Source organism: Streptomyces sp. NPDC030798, assembly GCF_055572275.1.
In genome coordinates this window covers 317,498-336,818 of sequence record NZ_JBVIDR010000002.1, presented here as the reverse complement: position 1 = coordinate 336,818, position 19,321 = coordinate 317,498, and the positions used below count along the sequence as shown (strand labels likewise).

General features: G+C 74.4%; 18 protein-coding genes and 1 pseudogene. 12 read left to right on the top strand and 7 right to left on the bottom strand.

Annotated elements, in window-relative coordinates:
• Positions 1–25 precede the first annotated feature (25 nt).
• Positions 26–1,246 (bottom strand): M14 family zinc carboxypeptidase, encoded by a 1,221-nt coding sequence (locus tag ACZ404_RS06030; RefSeq protein ID WP_468436361.1) that lies wholly within the window; start codon positions 1,244–1,246, stop codon positions 26–28.
• Positions 1,247–1,423: 177 nt separating this feature from the next.
• On the opposite strand from ACZ404_RS06030, the pseudogene ACZ404_RS06025 reads away from it, so the two are divergent.
• A pseudogene (locus ACZ404_RS06025) lies at positions 1,424–1,933 on the top strand (DUF1203 domain-containing protein); the annotation flags it as partial.
• Here ACZ404_RS06025 and ACZ404_RS06020 read toward each other — a convergent pair.
• Positions 1,840–2,853 (bottom strand): EamA family transporter, encoded by a 1,014-nt coding sequence (locus tag ACZ404_RS06020; protein ID WP_468436360.1) that lies wholly within the window; start codon positions 2,851–2,853, stop codon positions 1,840–1,842. The pseudogene ACZ404_RS06025 and the gene ACZ404_RS06020 overlap by 94 nt on opposite strands.
• Positions 2,854–2,968: 115 nt before the next feature.
• On the opposite strand from ACZ404_RS06020, the gene ACZ404_RS06015 reads away from it, so the two are divergent.
• The gene (locus ACZ404_RS06015) at positions 2,969–3,487 is read left to right on the top strand and encodes a MarR family winged helix-turn-helix transcriptional regulator (RefSeq protein WP_468436359.1); all 519 of its coding nucleotides are present in this window, start codon (positions 2,969–2,971) and stop codon (positions 3,485–3,487) included.
• Between the two features lie 12 nt (positions 3,488–3,499).
• Here ACZ404_RS06015 and ACZ404_RS06010 read toward each other — a convergent pair whose 3' ends face one another.
• Positions 3,500–4,981: an FAD-dependent monooxygenase gene (locus tag ACZ404_RS06010; protein WP_468436358.1), complete on the bottom strand. Its 1,482-nt coding sequence runs from the start codon at positions 4,979–4,981 to the stop codon at positions 3,500–3,502.
• A gap of 170 nt (positions 4,982–5,151) precedes the next feature.
• Between ACZ404_RS06010 and ACZ404_RS06005 the strand changes: the two genes are divergently transcribed.
• A complete protein-coding gene (locus ACZ404_RS06005) occupies positions 5,152–5,730 on the top strand; it encodes a TetR/AcrR family transcriptional regulator (protein WP_468436357.1) in 579 nt (192 codons plus the stop codon).
• A gap of 143 nt (positions 5,731–5,873) precedes the next feature.
• On the opposite strand, the gene ACZ404_RS06000 is transcribed toward ACZ404_RS06005, so the two are convergent.
• The 3 genes from ACZ404_RS06000 to ACZ404_RS05990 are packed head-to-tail and all read right to left on the bottom strand — an operon-like array spanning position 5,874 to position 8,542.
• The gene (locus tag ACZ404_RS06000; protein WP_468436356.1) at positions 5,874–6,155 is read right to left on the bottom strand and encodes a hypothetical protein; all 282 of its coding nucleotides are present in this window, start codon (positions 6,153–6,155) and stop codon (positions 5,874–5,876) included.
• A 47-nt stretch (positions 6,156–6,202) separates the two neighbouring features.
• Positions 6,203–8,296 (bottom strand): 4-alpha-glucanotransferase, encoded by a 2,094-nt coding sequence (gene malQ / locus ACZ404_RS05995; protein WP_468436355.1) that lies wholly within the window; start codon positions 8,294–8,296, stop codon positions 6,203–6,205.
• Positions 8,297–8,542, bottom strand: a complete 246-nt coding sequence (locus ACZ404_RS05990; RefSeq protein ID WP_468436354.1) for a hypothetical protein — start codon at positions 8,540–8,542, stop codon at positions 8,297–8,299. It lies immediately after the preceding gene.
• A 615-nt stretch (positions 8,543–9,157) separates the two neighbouring features.
• On the opposite strand from ACZ404_RS05990, the gene ACZ404_RS05985 reads away from it, so the two are divergent.
• The 5 genes from ACZ404_RS05985 (at position 9,158) to ACZ404_RS05965 (ending at position 13,540) form a co-directional block, all read left to right on the top strand.
• Entirely contained in the window at positions 9,158–9,760 is a 603-nt protein-coding gene (locus ACZ404_RS05985; protein ID WP_468436353.1) for an RNA polymerase sigma factor, read from the top strand.
• Entirely contained in the window at positions 9,757–10,677 is a 921-nt protein-coding gene (locus ACZ404_RS05980; RefSeq protein WP_468436352.1) for an anti-sigma factor family protein, read from the top strand. The genes ACZ404_RS05985 and ACZ404_RS05980 overlap by 4 nt, the downstream gene beginning before the upstream one ends.
• Before the next feature lie 165 nt (positions 10,678–10,842).
• Entirely contained in the window at positions 10,843–11,610 is a 768-nt protein-coding gene (locus ACZ404_RS05975; RefSeq protein WP_468437156.1) for an ABC transporter ATP-binding protein, read from the top strand.
• Entirely contained in the window at positions 11,607–12,941 is a 1,335-nt protein-coding gene (locus ACZ404_RS05970; RefSeq protein ID WP_468436351.1) for a hypothetical protein, read from the top strand. Before ACZ404_RS05975 ends, ACZ404_RS05970 begins: the two co-directional genes overlap by 4 nt.
• Complete coding sequence (locus ACZ404_RS05965) at positions 12,938–13,540, top strand: hypothetical protein (RefSeq protein WP_468436350.1); 603 nt, start codon at positions 12,938–12,940, stop codon at positions 13,538–13,540. The genes ACZ404_RS05970 and ACZ404_RS05965 overlap by 4 nt, the downstream gene beginning before the upstream one ends.
• A gap of 33 nt (positions 13,541–13,573) precedes the next feature.
• Here the strand turns inward: ACZ404_RS05965 and ACZ404_RS05960 are convergent, their stop codons facing one another.
• Entirely contained in the window at positions 13,574–14,110 is a 537-nt protein-coding gene (locus tag ACZ404_RS05960) for an HNH endonuclease (RefSeq protein WP_070027169.1), read from the bottom strand.
• A gap of 301 nt (positions 14,111–14,411) precedes the next feature.
• On the opposite strand from ACZ404_RS05960, the gene ACZ404_RS05955 reads away from it, so the two are divergent.
• The 4 genes from ACZ404_RS05955 (at position 14,412) to ACZ404_RS05940 (ending at position 19,318) form a co-directional block, all read left to right on the top strand.
• Positions 14,412–15,542 (top strand): mechanosensitive ion channel family protein, encoded by a 1,131-nt coding sequence (locus ACZ404_RS05955; RefSeq protein ID WP_468436349.1) that lies wholly within the window; start codon positions 14,412–14,414, stop codon positions 15,540–15,542.
• 223 nt (positions 15,543–15,765) lie between these two features.
• Entirely contained in the window at positions 15,766–16,977 is a 1,212-nt protein-coding gene (locus tag ACZ404_RS05950) for an ROK family transcriptional regulator (RefSeq protein ID WP_468436348.1), read from the top strand.
• A 65-nt stretch (positions 16,978–17,042) separates the two neighbouring features.
• Positions 17,043–18,374, top strand: coding sequence for an ABC transporter substrate-binding protein (locus ACZ404_RS05945; RefSeq protein WP_468437154.1), 1,332 nt, complete (start codon positions 17,043–17,045; stop codon positions 18,372–18,374).
• 2 nt (positions 18,375–18,376) lie between these two features.
• Entirely contained in the window at positions 18,377–19,318 is a 942-nt protein-coding gene (locus ACZ404_RS05940; RefSeq protein ID WP_468436347.1) for a carbohydrate ABC transporter permease, read from the top strand.
• Positions 19,319–19,321: the final 3 nt, after the last annotated feature.

The window sequence follows — 19,321 nt, the reverse complement described above, 5'->3', positions numbered from 1 at the left end:
GGAAGCCGGGCACCCTCTCGCCTGCTCAGGGACACACCCTGCGGGCGATGTCGAGCATGGTGCGCACCTGCAGCCCGGTCTGCGCGGACACCGGGATCCACCGCAGCTCGTAGGTCTTGTCGAGTTCCCGGCACCACTCGTGCACCAGGTCCGTGAGGGCGTCGGCCGTCCCGGGGGCGGTGCGGGCCAGGGCGCGGCGCGCCATGGCCGCCACGCGCAGCGGGATGCGGCGGGCGGCGACCCCGAGGGTCGCGAAGTGTCCCCGGGAGCCGGCGCGCTCCTGCTCCCAGCCGGCGGCGATCGACGGCGCCACGTCCAGCAGTTCCCGGGCGGCGGCGTGCAGCGGCAGCAGGTCCTCGGGCACGTCCTCGCACCAGGTGGCACCGAGCAGCCGGGTCAGCTCCCCGGCCCGGCCCAGCAGCACCCCGGCCGCCCGCGCGACCTGCCGGCACGGGTCGGGAGCCGGCCGGGGGTCGCTCACCGCCGGGGCGGACCAGGCCGGCGCCTCGACGAGGACGGTCAGCGTGCCGTGGCGCCGCGGGTACAGCCAGGTGCTCTCGGAGACGAAGCCGCTGGGGTCGCGCTCGCTTCCGGTGTTCGAGTCCGGGAGCCGCAGGACGCCGGGCGGGTCCGCCTGCCAGTCGGGACCGTCACCCGGACGGTCGTCGAGCGGGATGCGCAGCAGCGCGGCGGTCTCACGGAAGGCGCGCGCGGCACCGGGCACCGGCCGGGTCTGCATCGTGAAGGCGCCGCCGACCTCGATGCCGTGCAGGGTGAACTGGGCCACCGGGCGCAGTTCGTCGAGCAGCCGCACGAGCGCCGCCGACTCGGGCAGCGGCTCCCGGCCCGTGCCGGGCGCCGGCAGCGACTCGGGCTGGCAGGCGAACTCGGGCCGGTAGAAGTACCGGTGGCACTCCTGCAGCGACGGGGCCGGCTCCTCCGGCTGCCAGCCGTGCGCGAGGCGGGCGCCGTCCGGGTCGAGGCAGAGCAGGAAGTGCCAGGTGCAGTCGGGCGGGAGCAGCCGCTCCGGGCGGCGGGCGAGGAGAGCGGCGAGCCGGAGCGCGGAGGCCCCGCCCACCGGTTCGTTGGCGTGCGCCCCGGCGACGGTGAGGATCTGCCGCTCTCCGTGACCGGCGCTCAGCAGCCACAGCGGCAGGCCGGCCCGGCTGCGGCCGGCGGCACGCAGCCGCAGCACTCGGGGTGCCGCAGCGACCAGCGCGCGGGCCCGCCGCTCCAGTTCGTCCACCCCTGGATGGAGGGCGCCCCGGGACCACGGTGTCCGCACGCGGGTCCCCCGGTCAGGCACCGCTGGAGTTGCTGTCTCCCGTGGTCTCCTTCTTGTCCAACGGCCTGATCACGATGCGTGTCGCCATGCCAACTCCTCTGCACACTAAGGGTGTTACTAGGGGTGTTGAGCGGTTCCATGGGACTCCCGGGGGCGGACCCTGTCAAGAGCGGCCGGATCGGACACGACGTCCGGATCCCGCCGGACGACGCGCCCGCCGCGCGGCACGCTGTCCGCATGACCAGGCACACCGCACGGCCCATCACCCCGGCCGCCCTCGAGGAGCTGCGCACCACCGACGACGCCGGCCGCCCGCCGCGCCCCTTCACCGACGCCGAGGGCGGCGCACCGCTGCGCTGCTGCCTGCGCCGCAGCACCCCCGGCGAGCGGATCGCCCTGGTGTCGTACGCGCCCCTGCGCCGCTGGGCGGCCGAAACGGGTGCCGACCCGGGGGCCTACGACGAGCAGGGACCCGTTTTCGTCCACGCCGGGGAATGCGCCGGGCCGCGCGGGGACCTGCTCCCCTTCACCGACGCCCACCGCACGCTGCGCCGCTATTCCGCCGACGGCCGCATCCTCGGCGGCCGCCTGGTGGAGGACCCGGACGGCTTCGCGCCGGCGTTCGCGGAGGCCTTCGCCGATCCCGGGGTGGCGCTGGTGCAGGTGCGCGCGGTGGAGTACGGGTGCTTCCTGTACGAGGTACGGCGCCCGTAGCCCCCGGCGCCGCCCAGTTGCCCGGCGGCCGTCGCCGCGAAGGCCAGCGCCATGCCGAGCACCTGCACGGGCGTGAGCGCCTGCCCGAGCGCCGCCCAGCCGACCACGGCGGCGGTCAGCGGGGAGAGCGGGCCGAGGAAGCCCGCCCGGGTGGCGCCGAGCCGGCCGATGCCGCGGAACCAGAGCCAGTAGGCGACCGCGGTGTTCGCCAGCGCGAGGTAGAGGTAGCCGCCCAGCGCGCGGACGTCGAGCGCGGGCGGGGCCCCCTCGGTCAGCAGGGCGACCGGCGCGATCAGCAGGCCGCCCGCGGTGAGCTGCCAGCCGGTGAGCGCGAGCGGTCCGGCACCGGGCGGCCGGCCCCACCGCCTGGTCAGCACGGTCCCGGCGGCCATGGATGCGGTGGAGGCGACGGCCGCGAGCACCCCGGCCGGATCGAGGGCGCCGGCCCCCTTGAGGACGACGAGGCTCACCCCGAGCGCGGCCATGGCGCCGGTGAGCAGCGTGCGCACGGCCGGACGCTCCCGCAGCAGCAGTGCCGAGAGGCCGACCACGAACAGCGGTCCGACCGAGCCGACCACGGCGGCCATCCCGCCGGGCAGCCGGTACGCCGAGACGAACAGCAGCGGGAAGAAGGCGCCGATGTTCAGCGCGCCCAGTACGGCCGCCTTCGCCCACCAGGCGCCGCGTGGCAGCACACGGGTGGCGGCGAGCAGCACCAGGCCGGCGGGCAGGGCGCGCACCAGGGCCGTGAACAGGGGCCGGTCCGGTGGCAGGAACTCGGTGGTGACGGCGTAGGTGGTGCCCCAGGAGACGGGGGCGAGGGCGGTGAGCAGCACGGTGGCGGACCGGTTCACGGCGGGGTCCTTTCCGCAGCGGAGAGAATGCTTGGCGATGATTAGCTTAGTGCTAAGCTACTTAGCGTCAAGTAGCTTTCTTGCGGGTGACCGGGCGGGCGCGGATACTCCCCCCATGAGCAGCCAGCACCCCGAGGCCGGCGCCCCCCGGGACGCCGTCGACGCGATCATCGGCCAGTGGGCCGCCGTACGGCCCGACCTGGACACCCGCGCCATGGAGGTCTTCGGCCGCATCTTCCGGCTGTCGCGAGCGATGGGCGACCGGATGGAGAAGGCGTACACGCGGTACGGCATCTCCCGCGGCGAGTTCGACGTCCTGGCCACCCTGCGCCGCGCCGGCGAGCCGTACACCCTCTCGCCCCGCATGCTCTCGGCGACGCTGATGCTCACCACCGGCGGCATGACCGGCCGCCTGGACAAACTCGAACGCGCCGGACTGCTGCGCCGCTCCCCCGACCCGCACGACCGCCGCGCCCTCCAGGTCACTCTCACGGACGAGGGGTTGCGGCTGATCGACGAGGCGGTCGGCGCGGGCCTGGCGGAACAGACCGAGGCCCTGTCCGGCCTCGATGACGAACAGGCCGGCCAACTGGCCGACCTGTTGCGGGCGTTGCTGGGGACGACAGCGAAGTAACGGCGCGGGCGTTCAGTCCTCGGGGCCGACGTACCGGGCGAGGGCTGCCTCGGTGTCCGCCGGGCCGGCCGCGTCGGACGCCCAGGCCACGTAGCCGTCGGGGCGCACCAGCACGGTGGTGCGGCGGTCGCTCGCCCAGCGCGCCACGGCCAGCCGGTCCACGCGGCCGGCCTTGTACGGCTCCGGCGTGATCAGTACGAACCGCCCGCCGCGCAGGGCCTCGTAGAGGCGGCCGCCGCCGGCCAGGGCGACGTCCGGGACCCGGGTGCCGGTGAGGCGGTGGGCGCCCCGGGGCGCCGGGTAGCGGTAGCCGATGCCGGTGACCTGGCCGGCCACCTTGCGGCGGGCGGGGCCGACCGTGTCGAGGAAGGTCGTCAGCGCGGCGCGGGCCGCCAGCGTCCAGGGGCGCTTGGCCATGGCGAGCCGCACGATGCCGCCGCTGCTGCGCAGCACCGCCCGGCCGACCGGGTGGCGCTCGCTCTGGTAGGTGTCGAGCAGGTCGGGGCCGGCGTGACCGGCGACCACCGCGGCGAGTTTCCAGCCGAGGTTGGCGGCGTCCTGCAGGCCGGTGTTCATGCCCTGGCCGCCGGCCGGGGTGTGCACGTGCGCGGCGTCCCCGGCGAGGAAGACCCGGCCGACGCGGTAGGCGGGCGCCTGGCGCTCGTCGCTGTGGAAGCGGGACATCCACCGGGCGTCGTGCATCCCGAAGTCCCGGCCGAGCGCGAGCCGGGTGATCTCCTGGACCTCGGCCAGGTCCAGCGGGGCGTCGTCGGGCACGTTGCGGCCCCGATGCCAGCCGATCACCCGGTAGTAGCCGTCGCCGAAGGGCGCGAGGAAGGCGAAGGCGTCGCCGACGGCGTTGACGGTGAGCAGGGTCGGCGGCTTCTCGGCGAGCCGCACATCGGCGAGGACCACGGACCGGATCGCCGACCTGCCCGGGAACGGCAGCCCGACCGCCTCGCGCACGGCACTGCGCATGCCGTCGGCGCCGACCACGTAGGCGGCCCGGAGGGTCTCCGTGCGCCCCTCGGGTCCGCGGGCGCGCACCGTGACGCCGTCCGCGTCCTGGGTCAGGCCGGTCAGTTCGGTCTCGTACCGGAAGTCGACGCCCGCCTCGACCGCCCGTCGCTCCAGGACCTTCTCGACCTCGTACTGCGGGAGGACCAGGAGGTGGTTGAAGCGGGAGGGGAGGCCGGCGAGGTCGATGGAGAGGCGGCCGAAGAGGCTCAGCCGGTCGAGGGGCTGCCCCACCGCCTCCAGGTCGTCGGCGAGACCCCGGGCGTCGAGCTGCTCGAGGGTGCGGGCGTGCAGGACGAAGGCGCGGGAGAGGTTGCTGATCCGGTGGGGGCGCTTCTCGAGGACGGTGACCGGGACGCCGGCGGTGGCGAGGTCACCGGCGAGGAGGAGGCCGGTGGGGCCGGAGCCGACCACGAGGACGCGGGCGGGGCCGGCCGCCGGGGTGGGGGCGGAGCCGTTGGTGCCGGTGCCGTTCATGAGGGCCTCCTGTTGCCGGCACATGTTTGCCGACACTCGTTTGCCAACGATTGTTTGCCAACGCTCGTTGACGAGAGTAGTGACGCCTGCCCGACGGTGTCAACACTTGTTGGCCTACGTTTGTTGGCACACGTTTGTTGGCACACGAATGTTGGCCTACGCTCGTTGGCATGACCGCCAGCATGCCCACCAGTCAGAGCCGCCGCTCCGACGCCACAAGAACCGCCATCCTCGCCGCCGCCCGCGAGCGTTTCGCCGCCGACGGCTACGAGCGGGCCACCATCCGGGCCATCGCCAAGGACGCACGCATCGACCCGTCGATGGTGATGCGCTACTTCGGCAGCAAGGAGGGCCTCTTCGCGGCGGCCGTCGCACTCGATCTGCACCTGCCCGACCTGGGGCAGGTGCCGCGCGAGGAGGCCGGCCGGGCCCTCGTCACGCACTTCCTCGGCCTGTGGGAGGAGAACGAGGAACTGACGGCCGTGCTCCGGGTCGGGGCGACCAACCAGGCCGGGGCCGAGCGGATGCAGGGGATCTTCCGGGACCAGTTGCTGCCCGTGGCCCGGCAGGTGTGTCCCGACCCCGAGCAGGTTCCGGCGCGGGCCGCGCTGTGCGCCGCCCAACTGCTGGGGCTCGCGCTCACCCGCTATGTGCTGCGGCTGCCCCCCGCCGTCGCGCTGTCCCGCGAGGAGCTGGTGGCGTGGCTGGGGCCGACCGTGCAGCGGTACCTGACCGCGCCGAGCCCCTGAGCACCGGCCGGCCAGAGCGACGGGCAGCCGGCAGCCGGTCCGGGAAAACACCGAGGGCGCCGTCCTCACCCGTACCCGGACGGGAGGACAGGCGCCCTCGGCGGAAGATGCGGAAGAACCGGAAGGACTCCGTCAGGCCGTGGTCAGGCCTTGGCCTTCGCCTCGCCCTTGGTGGCGATGTTGGACGAGGTGGTGTCCTTCTTCTTGTGGGACTTGTCCAGCGCCATGACCAGGCCGGTGATGACCGCGAACAGCGCCAGCGGAGCCAGCACGTAGAGGCCCAGCGTCTGGACGACGCTCAGGCCCGGGCCGGGGTCGTCGCCGTCGTCGCGGGTCAGCGCGAGCGCGGGGGACGACATGAGCAGCATCATCAGCGTCGTACCGGCGGCCAGGGCGCCGGCGCGCAGGGCGTTCTTCTTGTCCACGTTCCCCAAGTTAGCGAACGCCTCCCGGGGCCGCGCGGCCGGGGTGCCTAGTCCGGGCCCGCCGGCCCGGGCGGATTCCGGAGGACCTCGAGCAGGGACCTGAGCCGCGGGGACGCCGTCAGCTCCTCCAGTGGCACCGGGCGCCCCTGGGCGTCGGCGACGGGGAGCCGCCAGTTCGGGTACTGGTCCCAGGTGCCGGGCAGGTTCTGCGGGCGGCGGTCGCCGACGCCGTCCGGGAGCCAGACGCCGATCAGCCGGGCCGGGGTGCGCAGCAGGAAGCGGTGGACGCCCTGGATCTCCGCCTCCTCGTCGCTGCCGGGCGGCCCGGCCGCGGGGCTGTCGAGCAGGCCGAGGCTGCCCAGCAGGGCGAGCCACTCGGCGGCGTCGGCGGTGGCCTCGGCGCGCTCGTCGGCGGCCGGGCGGGTCAGCAGGCCGAGGCGGTCGCGCAGGTCGACGTGTTCGCCGGTGAGCCGGGCCGCGGTGGGCGGCAGGTCGTGGGTGGTGGCGGTGGCCAGGCAGTCGGCGCGCCAGCGCTCGGGCGGCAGCGGGCGGCCGTCGCCCTCCCAGTCCCGTTCGAACCACAGCACGGAGGTGCCGAGCACCCCGCGCCGCTGCAGCGTCTCGCGCACGCCGGGCTCGACGGTGCCGAGGTCCTCGCCGATCACCACGGCGCCGGCGCGGGTGGCCTCCAGGGCGAGGAGGGCGAGCATGGCGTCGGCGTCGTAGTGAACGTAGGTGCCCTCGGTGGGCGGGCTGCCCTGCGGCACCCACCAGAGCCGGAACAGGCCCATGACGTGGTCGATGCGCAGGGCGCCGGCGTACCGGAAGAGGGCGCGCAGGAGGTGGCGGTAGGGAGCGTGGCCGGAGGCGGCGAGCCGGTCGGGGCGCCAGGGCGGCAGGCCCCAGTCCTGGCCCCGGGCGTTGAAGGCGTCGGGTGGCGCGCCGATCGACATGCCGGCGGCGAAGTGGTCCTGCTGCGCCCAGGCGTCCGCACCCCCGGGGTGCACGCCGACGGCGAGGTCGTGCACGATCCCGACGCGCATCCCGGCCTCGCGGGCGGCACGCTGGGCGGCGCGCAGCTGGCCGTCGGTGAGCCAGGCGAGTCGGCTGTGGAAGGCGACGCGGGCGGCGAGGCCGGCGCGGGCGCGGGCGGTCTCGGCGGAGCGGGGGTCGCGCAGGGCCACGGGCCACTGCTGCCAGTCGGAGCCGTGGGTCTCGGCGAGGGCGCACCAGGTGGCGTGGTCCTCGAGGGCCTGTCCCTCCTCGGCGCGGAAGGCGTCGTAGGCGGCCTGCCGTCCGGGCCCGAGGGGGACGCGGAGCACCAGGTCCAGAGCCTCCCGCTTCAGCTCCCAGACCGCGTCCCGGTCGATGAGGGCGCCCTTGTCGAGGACGGCGGCGCGCAGCCGGTCGGCGCGGTCGAGCAGGGTGCGCAGCCGGCTCTGGTCGTCGACGTAGGCGTACTCGGGGATCTCCTCGACGCGCAGGTGCACGGGGTCGGGGAAGCGGCGCGAGGACGGCCGGTACGGGGAGGGGTCGGTGGGGTCGCCGGGTACCGCCGCGTGCAACGGGTTGACCTGGACGAATCCGGCGCCGGCGGTGCGGCCCGCCCAGCCGGCCAGCTCGGCGAGGTCGCCGAGGTCGCCCATGCCCCAGGAGCGCCGGGAGAGCAGGGAGTAGAGCTGGACGAGGAGGCCGTAGGAGCGGCCGGCGGGGGCGGGCAGCCGGTCCGGGGCGACGATGAGACTGGCCTCGCCGGTACGGCCGTCGGGTGCGGTGGCGGTGATCCGGTGGACGCCCTGCGGCAGGCCCTCGGTGCCGTCCCGTTCCTCCCCCGCCTCGGTACGGACGCGCAGCCGGGTGCCGGGCGGCAGCGCGGCGAGGGCGGCGGGGACCTCGGCGTCGCCGGACCAGTGGACGAGTGTGGGCGGCAGCAGGCGTTCGCGCAGCTCGCGTTCGCGCGCGGTGAGCGCGGTGCGCACGGCGGCCGGGGTGCTCGCGTCGACGCCGAGGGCGGCCAGGGCGGCGACCACGGCGGAGGCGGGGACGGCGACCGTACGGTCCGGGGCGGGGCGGTAGGAGGTGGCGACGCCGTGCAGGCCGGCGAGCCGGGACAGCTCCTCGTCGTCGAGCGCCGCGGTCATCTACAGCCCCGCGCCGAAGAAGTCCGGGACGGGGTCGGACTCGCTGGTCAGCGGGGCGGCGTCGGCGAGCGGCGGCTCGCTGGTCAGGGGCTCGGCGTCGGGCAGGGGCGGCTCACTGGTCAGGGGCGCCTCCGCGCAGGCGCTCTCCGCGCTGAACACGCACACCTGCGCCTCGAGGGTCTCGGCGGACGGCTCCGCCACGGGTTTCCACTGGGCCGGAATCGAAAGACGAGCCGGTGCGGCCACGGGGGCCTCCTTGTCGGTGGGGTCGATCACTGCGCCGTGCGCTGGTTACGGCAGGCCTACCCAGTGAGGCCGAGGGCACTCACGGGGGTGCGGTGGAGCACATGTGCGGGGGTGGGCGGAGCGCGGGGGCCGAAGTGGCTGGTGCAGGGGTCCGGGGAGCTCAGGGGCGGGTCGGAGGGGCGGGCGTCCGCGCAGCACGGGTGGGGAGTGAGGATCCGTGAGCGCAGGGGCCGGGGTGGGCGGAGCACAGGGCGGGGTCGACGGAGCGGACGGACGGCCGAGCGCGGAGTTCGCGGGGGCCGTCGGGGGTTCATCGTGCAGGGACCCGGCACCATCCGGGAACCGACCCAGCACCCTCTCCGGGACCGACCCGGCACCTCCCCGGGACCGGCCGGGCACCCGTGCGGCACCCGGCCCGGCGATCGACCCGGCACCGCCGCGACCGACCCGGCACCACCACCGGCCCGCCTCCGCCCAGCCGCCCCGCGACCGACCGGCACTCTCAGGAACCGGATCGACCGGCCGCGACCGGGAGTCCGGCGATCGGTCCGGCAGCGGCGGTGATCCGGCGGCGGCCGGCCGGTCGATAGAGGGGGTGTGAGACTGTTCCGCCCCATGGGGGGCCAGCGGGAGAAGGACGGCGGGGACGCGGCGTTGCTGCGCGCCGTCGCGTCGGGGGACGCGGCGGCGATGGCCGAGCTGTACGACCGGCACGCGGGGTGGCTGCACGCCCGGCTGACGCGGCGATGCGCCGATCCGGAGGTCGTGCGGGAGGTCCTGCAGGACACCTTCGTCACGGTGTGGCGGTCGGCGTCCGGGCACCGCGGTCAGGAGGCCGGCGGCTGGCTGTGGACCATCGCCGCCCGCCGCCTGGTCGACGCGCGGCGGGCGCAGGAGCGGTCCGCGCGGTTGGCTCAGGCGCCGCTGGAGACGGCGGAGGGGCGGCCGTACGCCGCCGGGGCGGCCGTGCCGTCCGCGGAGGAGCGGGTGCTGGCCGGGCTGGAGTACGGCGAGGTCGGCACCGCGCTGGACCGCATCTCCCCGGAGCTGCGCGAGGTGCTGCGCGCGACCGTGGTCGACGGCCTGAGCACCGGGGAGGCGGCCCGGCTGCTCGGCATACCCGAGGGCACCGTCAAGTCCCGCGCCCGGCGCGCCCGCGCCGAGCTGCGGTCCGCGCTCGCCCATCTGAACCCGTCCCCGCTGGGAGGCACGGCATGACCGACGGCAACGCGCGCACCTGGCACGCCTGCGCCGACCTCGTCGCCCGCTACACCGACGGCTCCCTTCCGGAGCCGGACGCGTGGTCGCTGGAGAAGCACCTGGAGAGCTGCGCGGGCTGCGCGGCCCGGGTCTCGGAGGCGGTGCGCGGCACGGCGGCCGGGGCGATGCTCGCGGAGGTGCGCGAGGCGGTGCTGGCCGAGGCTCCGGCGCCGTCGCACCGCCGGTACGCCGGGCTTCCGCCGGTGAAGGCTCCGGGTGCCCTGCCGGCACGCCGGTCCGCCGGGCTTCCACGGCTCGCACGGCTGCTGTGGGCCGCCGGGCCGGCCGTGCGGGGGGCGTGGCTGCCGGCGGTGCTGGTGGTGGCCGTCGGGGCGATGGCACTGGGCCACGGGGGCGGCTTCCCCGGGGCGCGGGCGCTGCTGCTGGCGATCGCGCCCGTGGTGCCGGTCGCGGGGGTCGCCCTGTCGTACGGGCCGCACGCCGATCCGCTGCACGAGATCACCGCGGCCACCCCGGCCGGCGGGCTGCGGCTGGCGCTGACCCGGACGGCCGCCGTGCTCGTGGTGAGCCTGCCGCTGCTGACGCTCACCGGTCTGCTGCTGCCCGCCTCGGGCGCCCCGGCGGCCGCGGCCTGGCTGCTGCCGGGGCTGGCGCTGACGCTGGCCACGCTGGCCCTGGCCTCCTTCGTCGGCTGCCGGGCGGCGGCCGGGATCACGGCGGGCGGCTGGCTGGCCGCTGTCCTCGCACCGGTCTCCGTGGGCCCCGGCGGCGAGGCCACCGCCCGGCTCGCCGGGCAACTCGCCCGCTGCCTCGACGGCAGCACCGCCCAGGGCGCCTGGGCGGCGGCGGCCGCGCTCAGCGCCGTACTCCTGCGGGCCCGCCGCCCGTCGTACGACCGCCTGCCGCGCCGCTGAGGACGACGCTCGCCCCGGTGGACGGTGCCGTCACCGGCCCCGCCGCCCTCGCGACACACGCCACCGGGCCGGCACCTGCACGGCCCGAGGCCCACGGCCGACGGCCGGCCCACCCCCCACCCCACCCATCCCCGACTTCCAGGAGGCCCCGTGCCGCCCATCCGCATGTCCGCCCTCACCGTCCGGCATCGCAGAACCCTCGCGCTCGACTCCGTCGATCTGGTGCTCGGCACCGGGGTGCACGGGTTGCTGGGGCCGAACGGAGCCGGGAAGACCTCGTTGATCCGGGTGCTGGCGACGGTGGCGCAGCCGTCCGGCGGGCGGGTGGAGATTCTCGGGCAGGACAGCGCCGATCCGCGCGGGCGGTCCGGGATCAGGCGCCGGCTCGGGTATCTGCCGCAGGAGTTCGGCTACTACCCGGGCTTCACGGTCAGGGAGTTCGTCGCGTACGTGGCCTGGCTGAAGGAGGTGCCGGCCGCCCGGACCCCGGCCGCCGTCGAGCGGGCGGTGGCCCGGGTCGGGCTCGCGGACCGCATCGACGCCAGGATCAGGACGCTGTCCGGCGGCATGGTCCGCCGCGTCGGCATCGCCCAGGCGATCGTCAACGATCCGGGGGTGCTGCTGCTGGACGAGCCGACGGCCGGGCTGGATCCCGAGCAGCGCGTGGAGTTCCGTGAGCTGCTGCGCGAGTTGGGCGCCTCCGCCACCGTGGTGGTCTCCACCCACCTGGTGGAGGACGTGGCCGCCGCCTGTACGGAGGTCACGCTGCTGGACGGGGGCCGGATCGCCTATCGGGGCACCCCGGAGGCGCTCACCGCGATCGGCATGGCCTCGCGCGGGCCGGGCGACCATCCGATCGAGCGCGGGTACACGGCGGTGCTGCGGACGCACCGGGGCCGGCCGGGCGCGGGTGCCCGGGAGGCGGTCCGATGACGCTGCCGGCCGAGCGAACGGCGCCCGCGCGGACGCCCCGTCCGCTGCGTGCCGAAGCGGTGCGCGGCTTCGCCCCGGCGGCCGGGGCGGTGGTGCTGCTGACGACCGGGGTTCTGCTCGCCGGCTCCTCGGCCCGCTGGCAGGGCGCGTGGGCGGAGACCGCGACCGAGGTGCACGGCTCGCTGCTGATCACCGTGCCGCTGGCGGCCGCCGCGGGCTGCTGGCAGGGCGGGCGGGAGCGGCGGCGCCGTACCGAGGAGCTGTGGGGGACGGTGGTGCGCACGCCGCTCGCCCGGCTGCTGGCGTCCGCGCTGCCGGTCGCCGCGTGGGTGGCCGTCGGGCATGTGGTCGCGGCCGTGCTCGCCCTGGCCGCCACCTGGCCGTACTCCCAGGGCGACCGGCCGCATCCGGCCCAGGTGCCCGGGGACGCGGTGGCGCTGGCGGCGGCCGCGCTGCTCGGGCACGTGGTGGGGCGGGTGGTACCGACGCGGCTGGCGGCGCCGCTGCTGGCGATGGCGGGGTACGTGGGGCTCGGGGTCGCCACGGCGGGCCACTCGGGCGCGGGGCTCCGGCTGAACCCGTCGTACCGGGTGCTGGCCGGGGTGCATCCGGTGTGGTGGCAGCCGTCCGCGATGGCGGTGTGGACGGGCGGGCTGGCGCTCGCCGCCGCGCTCGGGTACGCGGCCCGGCGCCGGGCGGCGGCGCTGCTGCCGCTGGCCGCCGCCCTGGCCGCGGGAACGCTGCTCGTGCAGGCCGGGGACGGGCTGTGGCAGCCCGATCCGCTGGCCCGGCGCCAGGTGTGCGACACCTCCGCCACCCCGGCGGTCTGCGTCAACGCCCGGTACGCGGGCATGCTGCCGCAGGTCAGCGAGGCACTGGCCGGGATCAGGGGCAGGCTGAAAGGCGTACGGAACCTGCCGGTGCGGTGGGAGGACCGCGAAGGCGGGCCGCACAAGGGGGAGGCCGAGCTGCCGCACCTCACACCGCTCGGCTGGTCGGCGGTGCGGGGACGGCTGACCGATCCGCGGCAGTTCGCGTGGGAGGCCGTCATCGGCCTGGGGCTGTCCGGTGACTGCTCCGACGGACGGCTGACCGAACGGGTGCAGCTGGCGGACGACGCGGTGCAGAACCACCTCGCGCCGAGCCCGGCGCAGAAGCATTTCGACGAGGTCCACGCCCACGGCGACGCAGCCGACCGCGCCGAGCTGCGCAGGCGTCGCGCGGCCCGGGCGGAGCTGGCCGGCATGGGCGAGCGGCAGCGCCGGGACTGGCTGTCGGCGTACTTCGCGGCCCGGGGCCGCTGTGATGCGAAGGGGGTGCCGGCCCTGTGACCGGACTCGTGCTCTACGCCCGTTCCCGAGCCCTGCCGGCCGTGCTGGCCGCGTTCGCCGGTACCGCCGTCTTCGCGCTGTGGGCGGCGGACCGCCTGGACACCTATCTCGACCCGGACCGCCGGGTGCCGATCGTCGCGCTGGCCCCGCTGCTGGCGTCGGCCGTGATCGGGACGAGCCTGTACTCGGCGTCGGACGAGCTGGACCGTACGGCCGTACGCCCCTGGTGGCCGCGCCGGCTGGCGCAGTTGCTCGCGCCGGCCGCGCTGGCCTCGGCGCTGCTGTCGCTGGCGGTGCTCGGGCGTCCGGAGGTCTTCGGGCCCCCGGCGGTGGTCCGCAACACGCTCGGCTGCACGGGGATCACGGCGGCGGCGGCCGTCGTGCTGGGGGCGCGGCTGAGCTGGCTGCCGGCGTTCGGGTACGTCACCGCCGTGTACGTCGCCTCCTCGGGGGCGCGTGGGCGCGCGGCGACGGTGTGGGCGTGGCCGATGCAACCCGGTGCGCAACCGGGCGCCTGGGCGGCGGCGCTGGCCGCGTTCGTGCTGGGCGCCGCCTGGTACGCGCTGCGCGGCGCGCGTGGCGAAGGGCCCCGTGGCTGACGGACGCCACGGGGTGTGCGAAGGCCCGGACCGTCAGGCGGAGATGCCGTCGATCCGGGCCATGGCGTCGTCCGCGCCGTACGGCTGCAAGTAGGGCAGCCAGCGCGGGTCCCTGTGACCGGTGCCGATGATGCGCCAGGCGAGTCCGGTGGGCGGGGCGGGTTTGTGGCGCAGCCGCCAGCCGAGCTCGACCAGGTGGCGGTCGGCCTTGACGTGGTTGCAGCGGCGGCAGGACGCCACCACGTTGTCCCAGACGTGCTTTCCCCCGCGGCTGCGCGGGATGACGTGGTCGACGCTGGTTGCGACGCCACCGCAGTACATGCACCGGCCGCCGTCCCGGGCGAACAGGGCCCGCCGGGTGAGAGGAACGGGCCCCCGGTAGGGAACCCGTACGAATCGCTTGAGCCGGACCACGCTGGGTGCGGGGACTGTGACGGTTGCGCTGTGCATGTAGGCGCCGGATTCCTCGAGGGAGACCGCCTTGTTCTCCAGGACGAGGACGAGCGCGCGACGGAGCGGTACGACGCCGAGTGGCTCGTACGACGCGTTGAGGACCAGGACGTGCGGCACGGGTGCCTCCTTGGGCGTCGGCGGCGCGTGGCTCGCGCCGGGACGATCTGCAGTCAGTCTCCCCTCATGCCTGGTGGACGCGCCACCATGTCCCGGTAACGGGCTGGGAGTGTTTTCGACCACATCCGGAGCATCCCCCGGATCATGGCCGGTTCAAGCGCAGGTGAGACCGGTCTCCCTTGGGCGGAACGGCGCGGGGCACACACAATGCCCCGTTAGTGTGGTGGTTCTGTCCGCCCGGTGACCTTTTCGTAATCACGAAGACCTTGACCGCCCCCACCGGAGCGGACCGCGCAGCACCATGGAGGTACCTGCCGTGTCCTTGCCCGTCGTCCTGCTGGCCGCCGGCGCGTCCCCGTCACCCTCCCCTTCTCCGTCCCCGGCGGGTTCGACGGCACCGCCCGTTCCCTCGCTCCAGGACGCCCAGGAGAGCGCGACGAACGCGGCGAGTTGGGTGGAGCAGAACTGGTCGACCTGGCTCGCGATGGGTCTGCAGATCCTGCTGGTCGTGGTCGTGGCGGTGGCGCTGAGAGCGGTGGTGCGGCGGGCGATCACCCAGCTCATCGACCGGATGACCCGGTCGGTGCAGGCCGCGGACGGCAGCACGCTGGGCGGGCTGCTGGTCAACGCGGAGCGGCGCCGGCAGCGGGCGGCCGCGATCGGCTCGGTGCTGCGCTCGGTGGCGAGCTTCCTGATCCTCGGCACGGCGGCGCTGATGGTGCTGTCCACCTTCAAGATCAACCTGGCGCCGCTGCTGGCGTCGGCCGGTGTGGCCGGTGTGGCGATCGGTTTCGGCGCCCGGAACCTGGTGACGGACTTCCTCTCCGGCGTGTTCATGATCCTGGAGGACCAGTACGGCGTCGGCGACACGATCGACGCGGGGGTGGCCTCCGGCGAGGTGATCGAGGTCGGGCTGCGGGTGACCAAGCTGCGCGGCGACAGCGGTGAGATCTGGTACGTCCGCAACGGCGAGGTCAAGCGGATCGGCAACCTCTCGCAGGGCTGGGCGACGGCCGGGGTCGACGTGACCGTGAAGGCGAGCGAGGACCTGGACCGGGTGAAGGCGACGCTGGACGAGGTCGCCGAGAAGATGAGCAAGGAAGAGCCCTGGAACGAGCTGCTGTGGGGTCAGGTGGAGGTGCTGGGCCTGGACAGCGTGCTCATCGACTCCATGGTGGTGCGGGTCTCGGCCAGGACCATGCCCGGCAAGTCGGCCACGGTCGAGCGGGAGCTGCGCTGGCGCATCAAGCGGGCGTTCGACGCGGCCAGCATCCGCATCGTCGGCGGCGCGACGGCCGCCGAGAACGCCGAGGACGCCCCGGACCCGACGGCGACGGTGGCGGCCCCGTCGGTCTACTCCAGCGCGGACTCCCCGCAGTCGGCGGCGACGGCACCCATCGCACCGCAGAGGTCGGGGACTCCGGGGAAGTAGGACTCCGGGCGTCCCGCCTGCCGCGCCCCCGCCGGCCCATCTACCGCGCCCCCGAGGTAACGACTCCGTTGCCTCGGGGGCGTTGTCTATTGACGCCCCCTTCGTCCTGGGCTTACGTTCCTCCCACCCGCAATAGGAAAGTTTCCTAACAGTGGCGTCCGGATGGACATGATCCGCGGGTCACTGGAAAGCTGGGCAGCCGGAGAGGCAGGTGGCGACAGAGATGGCAGGAACCGCCGGTACGCCGGGCACCCCGCGCGTCCTGCGCGCCATGAACGACCGGGCCGCCCTGGACCTCCTGCTGGAGCACGGCCCGCTGTCGCGCACCCGCATCGGCAAGCTCACCGGCCTGTCCAAGCCCACCGCCTCCCAGTTGCTGGCCCGTCTGGAGGCGGCCGGGCTGGTGCGGGTCACCGGCACCAGTGAGGGCCGGCCGGGACCGGGCGCCCAGCTCTACGCGGTCAACCCGAGCGCCGCGTACGCCGCCGGGCTCGACGTCGCCCCGCACCGCATCCTCGCCGCCGTCGCCGACATCAGCGGCCGCACGGTCGGCGAGTACGAACTGCCCACCCCCGGCCGGCGCCCGGCCCACCCGGTCGTCCAGCAGGTCACCGACGCCCTCGACGGCGCCGTGAAGGCGGCCGGCCTGGCCCGGTCGGACGTGCACCGGCTGGTCATCGGCACCCCCGGCGCCTTCGACCCCAACACCGGCCGCCTGCGCTACGCCTCCCACCTGCCCGGCTGGCACTCCCCCGCGCTGCTCGACGACCTCGCCGCCGCGCTGCCGATGCCGGTGGAGTACGAGAACGACGTCAACCTCGTCGCCATCGCCGAACAACGGCTCGGCGCCGCCCGCGGTCACGCCGACTTCGTCCTGCTGTGGAACGAGGAGGGCATGGGCGCCGCCCTGGTGCTCGGCGGCCGGCTGCACCGCGGCTGGACCGGCGGCGCCGGCGAGGTCGGGTTCCTGCCCGTGCCCGGCACTCCGCTGGTGCGCCAGGTGACCAAGGCCAACAGCGGCGGCTACCAGGAGCTGGCCGGCTCCCAGGCCGTGCCCCGGATCGCCCGCGACCTGGGCATCGAGGACGTGCCGACGGGCTCGAACGCGGAGGCCGCAGCAGAACTCCTGGCGTGCGCCGCCGACCACGCGGGCGGAGCGCACCGCACCCTGCTGGAGACGTACGCGACCCGGCTGGCCACCGGTCTCGCCTCCCTCGTCTCCGTCCTCGACCCCGAACTCGTCGTCCTCAGCGGCTCCGTGCTGACGGCCGGCGGCGAGGTGCTGCGCGCCCTCGTCCAGGCCGAGCTGGAGGAGCTGGCGGCGGCCCGTCCCCGGCTCCTCGTCGGCGACGTCCGCGAACACCCCGTGCTGCGCGGCGCGCTGGAGTCCGCGCTCGCGGCCACCCGCGACGAGGTCTTCGACACCTCGCGCTAGAGCGCCCCCCACTCCCTTCCCACCCGATCCCCGTCCCGCTGGGAGACCCCGTCATGCCCGACGTCATGCCGTCCGCTGCCCGAAAAGTGGCATTTGCCCTGACTGCTTCGCTGGCTCTGCTCACCACCGCCTGCACCGGCCAGTCGAATGCCGGCGCCACCGACGACGCCTCCAAGGACACGACGATCAACTTCTGGCACGCCTGGAGCGCGCCGAACGAGGTCAAGGCGGTCACGTCGCTGGTCGCCGGCTTCGAGAAGGCGCACCCCAACATCCACGTGAACGTCGTCGGCAACATGACCGACGACAAGATCAACCAGGCGCTGCGCTCCGGCGGAGACAAGGCGCCGGACGTGATCTCCTCCTTCACCACCAACAACGTGGGCAAGTTCTGCTCCTCGGGCGCGCTGGTGGACCTCAACCCCTTCTTCAAGAAGTCGGGCATCGACCCGGCGACGACCTTCCCGAAGCCGATGAACGAGTACACCCGGTTCGACGGCAACCGCTGCGCCGTGCCGCTGCTGGGCGACGCCTACGGGCTCTACTACAACAAGACGGCGTTCAAGAAGGCGGGCATCACCGCCCCGCCCAGGACCTGGTCCCAGTTCGAGGCCGACGCCAAGAAGCTCACGATCCCCCAGGGCGACAGCTACAAGCAGCTCGGATTCATGCCGGACTACCACGGCTGGGAATCCACCACCGAGCACTACTTCGCGCAGTTCTCGCCCACGTACTTCGACAAGAACGGCAAGTCGAACCTCGCCGAGGACCCGGCGTTCCAAAGAGGCTTCGAGCTCCAGAAGCGTCTCGTCGACGAACTCGGCGGATTCCAGAAGCTGGAGAAGTTCCGGGCCACCCTCGGTGACGAGTGGGGCCCCAAGCATCCCTTCCACACCGGCCAGGTGGCCATGCAGCTCGACGGCGAGTGGCGGCTGGGCATGGCGGAGGCGGCCAAGCCCAAGTTCGAGATCGGTGTCGCCCCGCTGCCCGTCCCCGACGACCAGGCGGCCCAGTACGGCAAGGGCTACATCACCGGCACCATCGCCGGCATCGCCGCCACCAGCCACAAGCAGAACGCGGCCTGGGAGTTCGTCAAGTACATCACCACGGACACCGATGCCGTGGTCGGCTTCGCCAACGACATCCACAACGTGCCCTCCACCCTCGCCGCGCTCAAGTCGCCGAAGCTGAAGTACGACCCGCGCTTCAAGACCTTCCTGGACATCGCCGCCGACCCGCACTCCACCACGACACCCGCCTCCCTCAACGGCGGTGTCTACCTGGTGACGATCCAGCAGTTCGGCTACGACTACGAGAGCGGCAAGGTCACCGATCTGAAGGCCGGACTGAAGAAGACGGCCGCGCAGATCGACACCGACATCGCACAGGCGAAGTAGCGATGAGCGCCCTCACCCTGGCCTCCAAGCGCCGCCGGTCGGCGCTGCGGACAGCCGCCTTCATGTCTCCCTGGCTGATCGGCTTCGCGGTCTTCTTCGCCTATCCGCTGATCTCCACGGTCTATTTCTCCTTCATGCACTACGACGGATTCCGTCCGCCGACGTGGCGCGGCGGGAAGAACTGGACGTACGTCTTCGCGCACTACCCGCTCTTCTGGCCCGCCCTGCGCAACACGCTGTGGCTCGTCGTGGTGATGGTGACCCTCCGGGTCCTGTTCGGACTCGGGGTGGGTCTGCTCATCACGAAGATCAAGACCGGTGCGGGCGTCTTCCGCACCCTGTTCTACCTGCCCTACCTCGCCCCGCCGGTCGCGGCCACCATGTCCTTCGCGTTCCTGCTCAACCCCGGGACCGGCCCGGTGAACTCCCTTCTGGAGAAGGCGGGCCTGCCGGCGCCGGGCTGGTTCAACGACCCCGCCTGGTCCAAGCCGGCGCTGACCCTGCTGGCGCTGTGGGGCATCGGCGACCTGATGGTCATCTTCATGGCCGCCCTGCTGGACGTACCGACGGAGCAGTACGAGGCGGCCGAGCTGGACGGGGCCTCGGCCCGGCAGCGGTTCCGGTACGTCACCCTGCCGAACATCTCGCCGATCGTGATGTTCGCCGTGGTCACCGGCGTGATCCAGACCATGCAGTACTACACGCAGCCGCTGATCGCCGGAAAGGTCGCCTCGGGCGTCATCCAGGGCGCGGGCACCCAGTTCGAGCCCGGCTACCCGGACAAGTCCACGCTCACCCTCCCCCAGCTCGTCTACAACCTCGGCTTCCAGCGCTTCGACTACGGCTCGGCCTGTGTGGTGGCACTGGTGCTGTTCGCCCTGTCGATGGCGTTCACCGCGCTGCTGATGCGGCGCCGGGGCGGTCTCGTCCAGGCAGGTGACTGAACC